The sequence below is a fragment of the uncultured Holdemanella sp. genome (assembly GCF_934754935.1).
Lineage (GTDB): Bacteria > Bacillota_I > Bacilli_A > Erysipelotrichales > Erysipelotrichaceae > Holdemanella.
On sequence record NZ_CAKVJB010000004.1, the window covers coordinates 1 to 14,808 of the forward strand.

Annotated in this window: 16 protein-coding genes, 1 pseudogene and 1 riboswitch; of the genes and pseudogenes, 13 read left to right on the forward strand and 4 right to left on the reverse strand. The window is 34.1% G+C overall.

The window, feature by feature from the left end; genetic code table 11:
- The 6 genes and pseudogenes from Q0E86_RS01635 to Q0E86_RS01660 all read left to right on the forward strand — a co-directional run.
- Window positions 1–345: pseudogene (locus Q0E86_RS01635) on the forward strand (hypothetical protein); the annotation flags it as partial.
- 8 nt (window positions 346–353) lie between these two features.
- The gene (locus tag Q0E86_RS01640; RefSeq protein WP_295754205.1) at window positions 354–890 is read left to right on the forward strand and encodes a shikimate kinase; all 537 of its coding nucleotides are present in this window, start codon (window positions 354–356) and stop codon (window positions 888–890) included.
- Between the two features lie 31 nt (window positions 891–921).
- Window positions 922–1,008, forward strand: a riboswitch (TPP riboswitch).
- Between the two features lie 42 nt (window positions 1,009–1,050).
- Window positions 1,051–1,812 carry an ABC transporter permease gene (locus Q0E86_RS01645; protein ID WP_295754206.1) on the forward strand — a complete coding sequence of 254 codons (762 nt, stop codon included), beginning with the start codon at window positions 1,051–1,053 and terminating at the stop codon, window positions 1,810–1,812.
- Complete coding sequence (locus Q0E86_RS01650; protein ID WP_295754207.1) at window positions 1,809–2,807, forward strand: ABC transporter substrate-binding protein; 999 nt, start codon at window positions 1,809–1,811, stop codon at window positions 2,805–2,807. Before Q0E86_RS01645 ends, Q0E86_RS01650 begins: the two co-directional genes overlap by 4 nt.
- Window positions 2,807–3,541, forward strand: coding sequence for an ABC transporter ATP-binding protein (locus tag Q0E86_RS01655; RefSeq protein WP_295754208.1), 735 nt, complete (start codon window positions 2,807–2,809; stop codon window positions 3,539–3,541). Before Q0E86_RS01650 ends, Q0E86_RS01655 begins: the two co-directional genes overlap by 1 nt.
- On the forward strand, window positions 3,534–4,217 hold the full coding sequence (locus tag Q0E86_RS01660) for a TatD family hydrolase (RefSeq protein WP_295754209.1): 684 nt from the start codon (window positions 3,534–3,536) through the stop codon (window positions 4,215–4,217). Before Q0E86_RS01655 ends, Q0E86_RS01660 begins: the two co-directional genes overlap by 8 nt.
- 14 nt (window positions 4,218–4,231) lie before the next feature.
- Here the strand turns inward: Q0E86_RS01660 and Q0E86_RS01665 are convergent, their stop codons facing one another.
- A complete protein-coding gene (locus Q0E86_RS01665; RefSeq protein WP_295754210.1) occupies window positions 4,232–5,362 on the reverse strand; it encodes a GTP-binding protein in 1,131 nt (376 codons plus the stop codon).
- A gap of 58 nt (window positions 5,363–5,420) precedes the next feature.
- On the opposite strand from Q0E86_RS01665, the gene Q0E86_RS01670 reads away from it, so the two are divergent.
- The 7 genes from Q0E86_RS01670 (at window position 5,421) to Q0E86_RS01700 (ending at window position 11,325) form a co-directional block, all read left to right on the forward strand.
- Window positions 5,421–6,434, forward strand: coding sequence for a nucleoid-associated protein (locus Q0E86_RS01670; protein WP_295754212.1), 1,014 nt, complete (start codon window positions 5,421–5,423; stop codon window positions 6,432–6,434).
- 78 nt (window positions 6,435–6,512) lie between these two features.
- A complete protein-coding gene (locus Q0E86_RS01675) occupies window positions 6,513–6,812 on the forward strand; it encodes a hypothetical protein (RefSeq protein ID WP_295754213.1) in 300 nt (99 codons plus the stop codon).
- Window positions 6,813–6,847: 35 nt separating this feature from the next.
- Entirely contained in the window at window positions 6,848–7,534 is a 687-nt protein-coding gene (locus tag Q0E86_RS01680) for an AzlC family ABC transporter permease (protein ID WP_295754214.1), read from the forward strand.
- A gap of 243 nt (window positions 7,535–7,777) precedes the next feature.
- Window positions 7,778–9,310, forward strand: a complete 1,533-nt coding sequence (locus Q0E86_RS01685) for a hypothetical protein (protein ID WP_295754215.1) — start codon at window positions 7,778–7,780, stop codon at window positions 9,308–9,310.
- 174 nt (window positions 9,311–9,484) lie between these two features.
- Complete coding sequence (locus tag Q0E86_RS01690; RefSeq protein ID WP_295754216.1) at window positions 9,485–9,721, forward strand: AzlD domain-containing protein; 237 nt, start codon at window positions 9,485–9,487, stop codon at window positions 9,719–9,721.
- Between the two features lie 211 nt (window positions 9,722–9,932).
- On the forward strand, window positions 9,933–10,520 hold the full coding sequence (locus tag Q0E86_RS01695; RefSeq protein WP_295754217.1) for an HD domain-containing protein: 588 nt from the start codon (window positions 9,933–9,935) through the stop codon (window positions 10,518–10,520).
- Between the two features lie 76 nt (window positions 10,521–10,596).
- A complete protein-coding gene (locus tag Q0E86_RS01700) occupies window positions 10,597–11,325 on the forward strand; it encodes a DUF4097 family beta strand repeat-containing protein (RefSeq protein WP_295754219.1) in 729 nt (242 codons plus the stop codon).
- Window positions 11,326–11,343: 18 nt separating this feature from the next.
- On the opposite strand, the gene Q0E86_RS01705 is transcribed toward Q0E86_RS01700, so the two are convergent.
- The 3 genes from Q0E86_RS01705 to Q0E86_RS01715 are packed head-to-tail and all read right to left on the reverse strand — an operon-like array spanning window position 11,344 to window position 14,761.
- The gene (locus Q0E86_RS01705; protein ID WP_295754220.1) at window positions 11,344–12,327 is read right to left on the reverse strand and encodes an aspartate-semialdehyde dehydrogenase; all 984 of its coding nucleotides are present in this window, start codon (window positions 12,325–12,327) and stop codon (window positions 11,344–11,346) included.
- The gene (locus Q0E86_RS01710) at window positions 12,327–13,643 is read right to left on the reverse strand and encodes an aspartate kinase (protein ID WP_295754221.1); all 1,317 of its coding nucleotides are present in this window, start codon (window positions 13,641–13,643) and stop codon (window positions 12,327–12,329) included. Before Q0E86_RS01710 ends, Q0E86_RS01705 begins: the two co-directional genes overlap by 1 nt.
- A 5-nt stretch (window positions 13,644–13,648) precedes the next feature.
- A complete protein-coding gene (locus Q0E86_RS01715; RefSeq protein WP_295754222.1) occupies window positions 13,649–14,761 on the reverse strand; it encodes a homoserine dehydrogenase in 1,113 nt (370 codons plus the stop codon).
- Between the last annotated feature and the right edge of the window lie 47 nt (window positions 14,762–14,808).

Below are 14,808 nucleotides of genomic sequence, written 5' to 3' on the forward strand. Positions count from 1 at the left end.
CTTTCCACAAGCTATTTTATTATACCACCAATGATTCATATTTTTCTATTTACCATGCATTTGCAAAAGAGGAGCTTTTCAGAAAAAGGATGGGAAATAGAAAAAGAAACCTTTGCCCAAGAAATTTATCAGAAAATCTGTTTAGATGTAGAAGAAAAAAAGGCTCGTGTCTTATTTGAGATGAAAGAAGTAAATAGACAAGTTGTCATGCGTGTTCTTGATAAAATTGCCAAAGATGGAACAGAGGAATTTCTACCTTACTTAGAAGCGTGGAAGATGTTGGAAGTAAAGAAGGTTGCTGCAAGAATTGCAGAAGTAGAAAATAAGATAAGCAAGAATTTATAGAGGTGAATATGAAAATATTAATATTTGGGATGGGTAACATTGGAAAGACAACCATTGGTGAATTGTTGGCAGAAAAGATAGGTTACGATTTTATCGATATGGATGAAAAAATCAAAGAAAAGTATGGTACGATGCTAGGATTTCAAGATGAATATAATGATCAATATGAACGTGATGAATTGCGAGCAGAAATGATTTCTTCTTGGATCAAAGAAAAGGAAAATGTTGTCATCGCATTAAGTCCTATTGCGTATTTGGATGCGTATGAAGATTTCTTTGAAGATTCAGATATTATTTGTTTCGATTTAACAGATCGAGCTGAAAATATTTTTAACCGCTTGGTATTTACCGATGATAATGATAATCTTTTGCACATTTCTCAATCGTATTTAGATAAGCATAAGGCGTATTATATGCGTGAAATACAGGCGGATCTTAATTATTTTCATACTTTATATGCATCGAAAATGGATTCGATTTCAATGGACGGTAAAAGTTTAGATGAAATTGTTGAGGATATATGCAAGAAATATAAATTAGTCTAAGATTGTGATATAATCTATGGGCAAGTAAAAACATACATGACAGGGGTGCAATTGCTGAGAAAAACCCTTATTACCTGATCTGGTTAATTCTAGCGTAGGGAGTCATATCGATTGATAGTGGCACTCTAGGGTGCCTTTTTTATTTGGAAAGGAGGCAATAATGAAGAAAAATCGTAGAATTGTCATGCCGTTGCTTGTGTTTATTCTAGTGATTGGTGGCTGGGAATTATATGTTCGTGCATTTGATATTTCACTTTACATATTGCCAAGTCCATCAAAAATTATCAGTACACTAATTGAAAATATGGATATTTTGATGCAGCATTCACTTGTTACATTGGAAGAATCTGTTTTAGGACTATTGATTAGTACTTTCTTTGCGATTGTGATTTCCATTGGTATGGATCTTTCGAAAACATTTAAGACAAGTATTTATCCATATTTGATTGTCACACAAACCGTTCCCATCATGGTTTTAGGACCATTATTTTCAATTTGGTTTGGCTTTGATTTGTTGCCCAAAGTCTTGATTGTCATATTTATGTGTTTTTTTCCTATTGCGATATCCTTTACGGATGCTTTGTCGCAAGTGAGTGAAAAAGAAATCAATCTCTTAAAGAGCTTTGGCGCCAATCTATTTCAAATCTATAAAATTGTAAAGATTCCTTCTGGTGCCATTGGCTTGTTTTCGGGATTAAAAGTAGCGGCTACCTATTGTGTGGGTGGAGCTATTGTAGGCGAATGGCTTTCAAGTAGAGCAGGACTTGGTTATTATATGCTTCGCGTGAAAAATGGGTATATGTTAGATAAAGTTTTTGCGTGTGTATTGATGATTATATTTTGGAGCATCCTATTGAATTTAGGGGTGTCTTTATTGGAAAAAATATTGTTTCCACATTTACGAAAAGGAGAAAGAAAATGAAAATTTTAAAAGCAATGTGTGCAGCTGCAGTTGCGTTAAGCTTGGTTGGTTGTGCTCAAACATCAAGTTCAGATGACAAATTGACTAAGGTTACTTTAATGTTGGATTATACTCCAAACACAAACCATACTGGTTTCTATGTGGCCAAAAATAAAGGGTATTATAAAGAAGCGGGATTAGATGTAGATATTATTGAACCAGGGGATAATGCGACAACTTCAATGGTTGCAGCTGGAAAAGCGGATTTTGGTGTTTCTTACCAAGAAGATGTTACGTATGCCTTAACTAGTGAAGATCCACTTCCTATTAAAACAATTGCGACAATTATTCAACACAATACTTCTGGATTTGTGTCTTTAAAGAGCGCAAACATCAATTCTGTAAAGGATTTTGAAGGAAAGACATATGCAGGATGGGGAGCACCAAGTGAAGAAGCTGTTATTAAAGCGGTTATGAATGAAGTGGGTGCTGATTTTAGTAAATTAAATATTGTAGGATCTGATGGATCTGGTATTGCAGGACTTAGCGATGAAGTCGGTAAAAATAAAGTGAATCTTGGATGGGAATTCTATGGTTGGGCTATTATTAAAGCTATGCAAGATGGATATGATTTAAACTATATGCCTTTAGCTGATTTAGATAGTCGATTAGATTACTATACTCCAGTTATTATCACAAACAATAAAATGATCAAGAAGAATTCGGATACAATCAAGAAATTTATGGAAGCTACTAAAAAAGGATATGAATATGCGATTGATCATCCAAATAAAGCAGCTGAAATCTTACATGATGATGCATTGACAGATACAGATTTGAAATTCCTTAAAGAAAGTCAAAAATACTTAAGTAGTCAATATGCCAAAGATGCAGATTCATGGGGTGTTATGAAAGATTCTGTATGGGATAATTATACAGATTTCATGTATGAAACTGGATTGATTGATCACAAGATCGATGCGAAAGACCAATATACAAATGAGTTTGTAAAATAATGAAGCTACAGGTTGAAAAACTAAATCTTGAATTTTCGGGAAAAGAAATATTGCACGATATTTCTTTTTCGATTCAAGAAGGAGAATTCGTTTCTATTCTTGGACCGAGTGGCTGTGGAAAATCTACCATTTTAAATATATTGGCCGGATTGATTGAAGATTATTCAGGACAGCTTTTTGTGGATGACAAGTCCGTTCAGGGCGTGAGTAGTCATTTTGCGTATATGCCACAAAATGATTTGTTGCTCGAATGGAGAACCATTTTAGATAATGTATGTCTATATGGTGAAATCAATCATGATAAAACTATGAAACAAAGGGCTTTAAAAGAATTTGAAACATTTGGCCTTTCCGGATATGAAAACGCATATCCTTCTAGTCTTTCAGGAGGGATGCGTCAAAGAGCAGCCTTTCTAAGAACTTCTTTGTGTAAGGCGGATATTCTTTTATTAGATGAACCATTTGGGGCTTTAGATGTCATCACTCGTAATGATATGCAAGATTGGTTGTTGGAATTAAGAAAGAATTATAATCGCACAACTCTATTAGTTACACATGATATTGATGAAGCTTTATATCTATCAGATCGTATTTTGATTTTGTCGAATAAGCCAAGTCATATCTTGCAGGAAATTGATTTATCGAAAGAAAAGAAATCAAGAGATTGGCTGTTTTCTCAGAGTGAATTAAAAAAACAAGTCTATGAATTGTTGAAGGGTGAAAATCATGCATGATGCTCATTATCATTATTCAAAAGAAATAAATGCATTACAGAATGAATATGGAATTTCTGGTATTTGTAACGTCGCAAATGAAAAAGAGTTTGAGCTTGTCAACCAAAAACATTTATTCTATTCTTGTGGAGTACATCCTTGGAATGCAAGCTTGGATACATATGAATCTATGCTTCCTTTGTTGAAAAAGACTTTGATTATTGGGGAAATTGGCATGGATAGTGTATGGTGTGATGTGGATTTAGAAATTCAAAAAGAAGTGTTTGAAAAACAACTTCAACTTGCGCAAGCTTTAAATAAACCAGTTATTCTTCATACAAAGGGTCAAGAAAAGGCAATACTTGAATTGATTCGTAAATACCCAAATATATATGTTGTCCATTGGTATGGATGTATGGATTATGTTCTAGAGTATGATGAAGTGGTATCTTATTTCACAATTGGTCCTTCCATTGGAAAAGAAGAGGAAGTAACGCGTTTAGTAAAACAAGTATCTATTGATAAACTACTTATGGAATCCGATGGTATTGAAGCTGTGAAATGGGCTATTGATAGTGACGATTATATAGCGGCTCTACAAAATGAAATTACATGGGTTGCTAAAATAAAGGATAAATCGTATTCTGAAGTTGAAAGGATTTTGGATCATAACTTTTCAAAGTTAATAAAAAAATAGGAGAATTGCTTCTCCTATGCAAGACAGTCGTTGAACTGTCTTTTTATTTGTTCTTCATTCATATTCTTTCCAATAAAGACCAATTGATTGATTCGATCACCATATTCTTCATCCCAGTTTTTGGCAAGTTGTGGATTGGCCTTCAATAAATCCATTTGAGTTTGTTTAGGTGCTGACGCAATCCATAATGAGTCTTCTGTAAGTGAATTTAATTTACCAGCTTGTTCAAATAAGTAGGCAGAGTCAGGTTGATTATCAAACCATACATAACCTTTTGTACGAATGACGTTTGGATAGTTGTTTAATAGATTCGTGAACTTTTTTAAATCCAATGGCTTTCTTGTTTGCCACACAAAAGTGGAGATTCCATATTCTAAAGCTTCACCCTCATGTTCATGATCATGATGATGTTCATGTTCTTCGATTTCATGAAGCCAGCCAATGTTGTTTTGGGCTTTTTCATAATCAAAGTTATGTGTGTTTAAAAGTTCTTCCAAATTGACCTGACCAAAGCTAGCCTCAATAATTCCTGCATCTTTACATAATTTATGAATGACAGCCTTGATTTCGTTTTTTTCATCTTCACTGACGGTTTCTGCTTTGTTTAAAATTACAGTGTTACAGAATTCAAGTTGTTGCATCAATAAAGAGTCTAAAGAATCTTCATCTTCACAAGGCTCTAATAAGTGTTTACCGCAATTGAATTCATTCGATAATCTTGCTGCATCGGCAACACAGATGATGTTGTCTAAGTGGAATAGTTCTGGTAATCCTCTAGAATATAGTGTTTCATTAGCGGCTGTGATGGTTTGTGCGATTGGGATGGGTTCACAAATACCACTGGCTTCAATAATAATATAATCAAATTTATTAGATGAAGCTAAGGCTGAGAGTTGCTGCAAAAGATCTAGTTTTAGTGTGCAACAAATACATCCATTGGTAAGACCTACAACGTCTGTATCTTCTTTTTGGATTTGAGCATTTTTATCAATTAGTTTTTGGTCAACATTGATTTCACCAATATCATTGACGATAATCGCAACTTTATATCCTTCTTGATTTTTTAGAATGTGATTTAATAAAGTGGTTTTACCAGCTCCTAAATAGCCAGTTAATAATAAAATAGGTATCGATTTTCTTTTCATTTTCAAAACCTCCTTCACTTATTGTATAATATTTGAGATAAAAAGGAGTAAATTTTTTATGACAATTTTATATACATCCTTCCATATATTGGATTTAGATAATGATATGGTGCAAAGAAAAGAAATGCCAGAAGAATTTCAAGTCTTTGTGAAAGAATATATTGAGTACGCAAATTCAAATGAGAAAAATAAAATGTATACCATTCATGATGAACAAACACAAGTGGTTTCATGTGTTCGTCAAATGGCTTTGGATCAAAATAAGTGTGAAGTACTTACAGATAGTATTGCAGATAAGCTTTTGACAAGTGAGCGTCTAGCACAGGCAAAAATTTATCATATGGGTTCGAGTGTGAAAAAGGGAAGCTTGATTCAGGTTTTAGTACAAAATAGTAGTGATGAACTTTTATATGTGGTTGCCAAAGTAGAACATTCCAAGTGGTATGATGGGAATGATTTATCGAAGAAGTATGGCTTTTCAGGGGATAAAAAGTCATTATGGAAATCAGCTGTATTTTCAATGTATGAAATTAATTCGCATATTGTATTTAAGGATATTAAAGTCTATTCCGACACTATGGCTAAATATTGGACAGTTTCTTTTTTGGAATTGGATGAAGCTAGAGATGATGCTAAGAATACGTATTCAGCATTTAAGGCTGTGGATAATGAATTGAAAAGTGCAGTAGAGCCAGTTTCTAAAAAAGACTATGTGAAGTTATCAAGTGAATTGCAGAATGTGATGAATACGCCACAACAATTAAATTATAATCAGTGTATTGATCAATTGATTGATTCGTATTCTTTTAGTGAAGAAGAAATTGAAAAAGATGTGATTAAAGATTGTTTACTAGCCCTTCCTGAACGAAAGAATTTTGATACGGAATTTAAGGTGGTTCCCGAAAGCTTAAACAATAAGCGTACAAAGAAATTTCAGTTATCCCAAGGAATCGAATTAACAATTCGTTCAGATGCCATGGAATATCCAGATAAAATTGTATCGACTGTCGTGGATGGAAAGCGTGTCATTCAAATTGTATGTGAGGATGATACATATGAGGCGTTTGCTTAAAATAAACTGAAAGAATTTAAGTTTGTATAATTCTAAAAATAGTGGTTTAATGAATACATTGTTTAGGGGGTAATTTAGATGAAAAAGACAAAATCACTAACGATTCTATTATATGTATTTGCCGTTTTATCTTTAGCTTATACATGTTATGCAGCTATTCAAGCATATAATACATTTATTTCATATTACAGTACAAATGTTGATGTGTTGAATTTAGTGATGTATATGATCACAACGTGTTATCAATCGCTATGCTTTAGTGTGCTTTTCTATGCCTTAGGCGTATTTAGTGAAGGCTTTAAAAAGCCAGAAGAAACTGTGGTTGTTGAAGAAAAAACAGAAACAACTGAAGAAAATAAGAAGGAAGAAGAGAAATAGTTTTTTAAACTGTTTCTTTTTTTTAGGGAATGATTATGAAAAGGGATTTTATTGAGGGTGCCAAAGCAGCAACACCTATCATTTTAGGCTATATACCAGTTGGTATAGCGTATGGAATGATGGCAAAAGCCACAGGACTTACGTTTTTTAAGGCATTGAGCTTTTCTTTGTTTGTGTATACAGGAGCTGGACAAGTGGCGGCAGTTACAATGTTAGCTCAAAATGTTGCCTATATTACAATTGTATTGACGGTATTTATTTTGAATTTGCGGCATATTATTATGAGCACATGTATTATGGAAAAAATGGAGAAGACAAACTTGTGGGTTCGATTACTTTTATCTTTTGGCATTACAGATGAAGTGTTTGCGATGTCAATGACGGATAAAAAAATAAATAAGCTAACTCCATCATTCTTTGCAGGATTAGCCTTATTTAGTTATTTATCCTGGAATATTGGATCGGCTCTAGGTATATTGTTTTCAAGTATACTACCAAGTATTGTATCGAAAAGTTTAGGTGTTTCCTTATATGCGATGTTTATTGGTTTATTAGTGCCAAATATGAAGAAATCAATTCGTTTATTATATGTAGTGATTTTGACAATGATCGTAAATTTAGTATTAAATCAATTCTTATCGAGTTCATTATCGATTCTGATATCAACACTTGGATGTGCACTTATTGGAATGTGTTTCATTTCTGGAAAGGATCTACAATGAAATTTGGAATATTGATTTTCTTTCTTTGTTTATCTATATATATACCAAGAATGTTGCCAGTTTTGTGTATGGATCGAGTGAAAGTGTCGGGAAAATTTGCGACATTTTTACGGGAAGAGTCAGAACGCTCGTGACTTTAGTCATGAGATGAATGACGTATGTAACTGGTTTTCAGCTGTTTCTATACGTGAACCATGATATAATATATTTGTAGAATACATCGCAAAAAAAGGAGACTTCGATATGTATACAGTACGCTTTCAATTGGAACTAAGTGGATCTGAGAAACGTTTTTTGTCGAAGTCTTTTTTCTATGCGAATCAGATGCATAATCAATTAGTTCGATATGCTACAAATAGATTGAATGCTTTATTTCATGATAAAGAATATGTGGGTGCACGCAAAGCTTATGGAGAAGCTGAATTTTCTAAAAAGAAAGTTTCTGAACTGTCAGCTTCTGAAAAGAAGAAGAAAAAAGAGTTGTCAAACATCATGTGTATGAAACAAAAAGAGTATAATCTTACGAAGACTTCTTTGTGTAAGTTCGTATCCAAAGAACAGAAGAAATACAAGAACTACATCAACTCTCATCAGGCACAGGCAGAAGCTGATGCTGTATATAAGGGAGTGGAAAAAGTTCTATTTGAGGATGGGCGTCATCTTCACTATCGAAGATATAATAGTTTCGATTGTATCAAACAAAAATGCGCTGCAACAGGAGTACGTCTTTCAAGATGGGATACCATATGTTTTATGAAGCACTATTTTAAAGTGCGTGTTCCAGAAGATGAATATATCCAGAACATCATCTCATCTGTTGATTTAAAAGAAGATGTTGTTTATTCATTTTTAAAAAGAATCGAATTCAACAGTGGATTCAAATATTATGTAGTGATCACACTTCGAGGTGATGCGCCAAAACGAATTGAGCTGTCAAAAGATGGTGGACATCGTACAGGCGTTGACTTTGGAACCTCTACGATTGCGACAGCCTCAAACAACGAGGTTCATCTGGAAGAACTGGCTCCAGATTCTGTAAAGTATGAAAAAGAGATTCGTCATAAGCAGAATTTGATAGATGCATCTATGCGAAAGCATAATCCAGATAACTATAATAAAAATGGTACAGTTAAAAAGGGAAGACATAAATGGAAAACTACAAGACGCTGTAGACGTTTAAAACGCCAAGTTCGAGTTCTCTATCGAAAACAATCTGCTTATATCAAGACTTCACACCATACCTTTATCAACAGAGTCGTTCAGAACACAAGCGAATTCATCCTTGAGCCAATGAACTTTAAAGCTTTGCAGAAGAAGTCCAAAAAAGCCGAAAGACAGGATAAAGCTGTATCCGTTAAACAAAAAGACGGTACTTTGAAGATGGTGCGCAAATATAAACGTAAGAAACGCTATGGACACTCTATCAAGAACCGTTCTCCAGGTCTTATGCAGGCTGATTTAAAAACAAAGGCAACACAGTATGGAATACCATACTACGAAATAGATATTCATCAATATCGTGCTTCTCAACTTCACCATGATACGGGTGAATATATTAAACCTACTTTAAACGAAAGATTTAAAACGATTGAAGGACATAAAGTACAAAGAGATTTGTATTCTGCTTTTCTAATTTGTCATACTGACGACACATTGACTGCACCAGATTTTAAAGCCTGTCATTTTGATTTTCCACACTTTGTCAAGATGCAGGAAACACTGATTTCAAATAAGAAAAAATGTGGACACACAATGAAATCATGCTTTGGATTCTAGCATAAAGAATCCCTCATCCAGTCAGGTCTAAGGCGTAAGCCCTGCTGGATGCAGTATGAGTATACAGAGTACGGTCCACATGGATTGGAAATGCTCAAAAAACAAGAGTTATGCAAAGACTATATGCAAGGTCTAGAACCATGCTGAAAGCTTTGCGATGCTCCATTTCTTGCAATGCGAGAAAGAGAATCTCGTCATTTTAATGATGAGAGTACGTCAAAATTGATTCCTTATACGGCTATGGCCTCATTGATATTTCCATCCATATTATATGTGGATGAGAATGTATGGATTGGAATTGTAGCTGGTGTTGTAGCGGTAATCGCATCACTAAAAAAATTGCCTATAATTGGTGTAGTTTTATCGAGTGTAATAGTTTGTGTAATATTTTATGCATTTGTGCTTTCATGAAATGTAAAATATTTACAATCTTATTGTAAATACTTGCAAATGATGATATAATTTTATTGGCTTCGAAAGGAAGTTTTTAAGAAAGTTTGCGTCAATAGAAATCGATTTTGCTCCTTCCTCAAGTTCACTGATGATTTCGTAAGTTGACGTAATAGATTAGGCCTGAGTGAATCCGGGCCTTTTTGTATGTTACAATAGTTTTGGTGATAATATGGAACGAATTGAAAAACAGATGCGGTTTATTTTAGAAATCGATAAAGAGAAACAAATTCAAAGAAAAACTTTACAAAGTAATGGTAAAAATTTTGAAGATGATGCGCAACACGCTTGGCATATGGCCATTATGACATTACTTTTGAGCGAATATGCGAATGAAGAAATTGATGTATTAAAGACAATTTCAATGTTGTTAATACATGACCTTGTTGAAATTGATGCGGGTGATACATATGCATATGATGATCAGGGTTTACAAACACAAAGTAAAAGAGAAGCGCTTGCCGCAAATCGTATTTTTAATTTATTGCCAGAAGATCAGGCCAAGAAAATGTTTGATTTATGGAATGAATTTGAAAAAAGACAAACTGTAGAAGCTAAGTTTGCCAGAGTAATGGATAATTTTCAGCCGGTTATGTTGAATGCAGCAACCGATGGAAGAATGTGGGTTGAAAATGGTGTGCATTTAGAACAGATTTTAAAAAGAAACGAAAAGACTCATGAGGGTAGTGAAATGTTGTGGAAGTATATGTATGAGCATTTTATTTTGCCAAATGTAAAGAAGGGAAGAATCAAAAAATGATTCTTCTAATTTTTTGAGCATACTACTATACAAAACATAGTAGTGGTGATAAACTAGTAGTGAAAGAGGTGATTTGATGAAAAAGATTGGTATTATAATAATTGTTTGTATCCTTGTATGTATTGCAGGAGGTAGTTTTCTTGCGATTCATTTGATTCGTAATGTAGAATTCTCAGAAACTTCGATTGTGAGAGAACCTTTAAATTATGAGAAAACAGAAGCTTTTACATCTGTACATTTAGATTTGACAAGTATGGATGTTAGAATTGAAAAATCAAGCGAGAATGCGATTTCTTATCGTTTGCAGGATGCGAAGAAACAAAAGCTGGAATATTCTGTTGATCATGGCATTTTAACTGTAAAAGAAACAATTTCAAATAAACATTTTGTAGGTCATGATGATAATGAAGTGATTATCTATACGACAAATGACTCTTTAATTGTGAATGGAAATCTTGTTGCGGGTGATGTCGAAATTCAAAACGTGTCATTAAAGGATTCTAGAGTAATAAGTGTATCTGGGGATATTTCAATTGAAAATGGAAGTTTAAATAATTGTAGCTTCATTACCACAAGTGGAGATATTGAATTTGATGGTCAATTGACTGGGGATAATTCATTAACAACCACTTCCGGAGATGTGAGTGTAGAAAACATTGATAATGTATCTGTTAGTGCTTCTACAATGAGTGGAGATATTGAAATTGGTGAGGATGAGTTTAGTGGTTCTGTAAATCAAGTATTAGGATCAAATAATGCGGCGCTAACTTTAAATACAACAAGTGGAGATATTGAAATCAACTAAAAAAATAGGCAAGCGAAATTAATCGTTTGCCTTTAATAATTCTTCTAGAATTTGAACTGCATTTGTAGCAGCACCTTTACGAATTTGGTCGCCACAACAGAATAGAGATAATGTATGATTTGTTTCATCCGTGATGTCTTTACGAATTCTTCCTACATAGACTAAGTCTTGATTTGTCGTATCTTTTGGCATTGGATAGATTTGATTCTTTGGATCATCCTTTAGTAATACTCCATCGGCATGAGCTAATAAGTCTCTTGCTTCATTGACATCGACTTCGTTTTCACATTCGATCGTGATACTTTCAGAGTGAGAACGCCAAATTGGAACTCGAACACAAGTACAGTTTACTTTTAATGCATCATCATGCCACATCTTTCTTGCTTCATTTTGCATTTTCCATTCTTCTTTAGAGATGCCTAAGTCATCAAAATCTCCAATTTGAGGAATAAGATTGAATGCGATTTGATAAGGGAAGGCTTTTGATGGAATGTTTTCATCTTCGATTTGATTCTTCAAATCTTCAATTCCTTGTACACCGGCTCCTGAAACAGCTTGAAATGTAGTCACAATCATTCGTTTGATGTGATATTTCTTGTGTAAAGCATGTAGTGCAACTAAAGCGATGATAGTGGCACAGTTTGGATTCGCAATTAAACCATGATGATTTTTAATGTCTTCTTTATTCACTTCAGGAATGACTAAAGGGACATCTTCATCTAAACGAAATGCACTTGAATTATCGACGACGATGCATCCTGCTTCTTTTGCCCATGGCATCCACATTTTAGTGATGTCATTTCCTGTTGCACCTAAAACGTAGTCGACGCCTTGAAAACTTTCTTTCGTCAACTCTTCAACGATATGTCCGTCGATTTCTTTTCCTTTTGATCTTGCGCTAGCTAATAACTTAAGATTGGCTTGAATGTTTCTTTCTTTTAAACATTCTAACATTTGTTGTCCTACAGCACCTGTAGCACCGGCAATTGCGATTGTTGTCATTATTCGTTTCCTCCTACAAAAGTATCATATATAACTTGGACTGTTTTTGTGAAGTCTTTTTTCTTAACTCCAACTGTAATATTGATTTCATCACTACCTTGGGCAATCATGACGATGTTGATGTTGTTTTTACCTAAAGCACCAAATAGTTTTCCACTTGTACCAGGTTTATCTGACATGTTTTTACCTACTGTAGAAATTAGGGCTAAATCATCTTGAACTGTTAATTTATCTGGTTTTAATTCTTCTTTAAAATGAGCTAAGATCTCATAAAGACTTTCTTCAATTTCTTTCTTTTCTACAACAATATTAAATGAGTCGATTCCACTTGGAATGTGTTCAATACTAATATGGTATTTTTCTAAAATGGATAGAGCTTTACGAATGTAGCCGACTTCATTGGACATGTGCTTTTTATAAATGTAGATCGACATGAAATCTTTTTTACCGGCAATACCTGTTATTGGATATCCACTCTTTATTTTAGAGTGCTCCTGGATGATAGTTCCTGCATCTTGAGGGCGATTTGTATTTAAAATGTGGATTGGAATGTTGGCTTCTTTTACAGGGAAAATAGCTTCTTCATGTAAAACGCTAGCCCCCATGTAAGAAAGTTCTCTTAACTCCGAATAAGTGATATGTGTAATTCCTTTTGGGTTTTGAACGATTGTAGGATCCGCCATTAGAAATCCAGATACATCCGTCCAGTTTTCATATACGTCGGCATGAAGACATTTCGCCAAAATAGCCCCGGTAATATCACCTCCACCACGAGGGAAGACTTGAATGTGTCCATTGGCGCTTGTTCCATAGAAGCCTGGGAAAACAAAGTGGTCATATTGAGCATATTTAGCTTGTAGTTTTGCGCTGGTCGCATCCCAATCGATGGATTTGTCTAATTTAAAGCGAATAATATCTTTGGCATCCACAAAGGCATAACCTAGATATTCAGCCATTAATTTAGCACAGAAATATTCACCACGACTGACGATGACAGCTTGCGACATTTGGTTTAGATTGGTGTAAAATGCATCTAATTCTTTTTCAATAGGTTGTTTTAAACCTAATTCATTTTTGATTTCGATGAAACGATTTTTGATGAGTTTAAATACACTCGATGCATCCACATGGTATTTTCTGTGGGCATCCAATAAGTATAATAGGTCAGTGATTTTGTTGTCGGCTGAAAAGCGTTTTCCAGGAGCCGATACAACGATGTATCGGCGTGTTGGATCTTGTTGAATGATGTTTTTGATTTTTTTAAATTGTTCTGCGTTTGCGACGCTAGAACCACCAAATTTAGTGATTTTTAACATGTGAGCTACCTCCATAATGCGATAAAGCTATTTTTATCTAATTCTTTTACTTTCTTAATAATTGACATATCCTGATTTTCAATCCAGTAATAATTAGCCTCTTTCTTTTGGATTGGATAATAGTTTTCTAAAGCAACATCACTTCGAATCAACCAAGTTTCTTTTAATAGAGATGTATCGAATTCTTTTGGTGTTGCATAAACAATTTTTCTTTCTTTATCTTCAAGCGTATCTAAAGCATTTTGTACCATAGCTTGAGCTGTAGGTAATTGTCCAGCTCCCTGGCCATAATAGCCTAGTGTATCAAAACTATGTGAAAGAATTTTTTGAGCGTTGTAGTTGCTTGGGACGTTGGCTAAGAAATCACTTTCATCCATGCAGCAAGGAGCGATAATGGAAATGATCTTATCCTCAATTTGTCTTGAAACAGATAGATGGCGCAATACTTTGTTGTTCATTTTGATGAATTTGATGTCTAGCATCTTGATTGTACGAATTCCGGCATAATAAGGAATATCGACAATTGGTGTATTGAAGGCTAAACTGTTTGAAATCTTTGTCTTATAATATACGTCAACACCATCAATATCATTGGATGGATCTTTTTCTGCATACCCTTTTTCTTGAGCTTGTTTTAAAACTTCTTCAAAATCTAAGTTGTTTTTTTGCATAGAATCTAAGATATAGTTGCTCGTGCCATTAAAAATACCTTCATATCCTTGTAGTGGTTCAAGTCTTTTTAGTTTCAATAAGGCATCAATAAAGGGGATGCCACCGGCCACACAAGCTTCGACTTGAATGGATCCACCATACTCTTTTTCAAGTTCTAAATATGTATCTAAGTATGTCGCAACAACTGCTTTGTTTGAACTGATGACATGTTTGCCTTTTTTTAAAGCTTTTTGAATCAATGTGTTGGCAGGTTCTAATCCGTTTAAACATTCAAAAACAATATCAATATCATCTTGAATAACCATATCTTCATTGTTTGAAAAATATGGCAAGTTTTCCTTTTCTTTACGCACATAGACGTATTTGATATTGATATCTTCGAGTGAATTCGCAAGGATTTCAATCCCTTTTCCGACAACTCCATAACCTAAGATAACTGCGTTCATATCGTTCCTCCTGTATCTTTTTAGAAAACACTTGTTTTTAAAGCGTG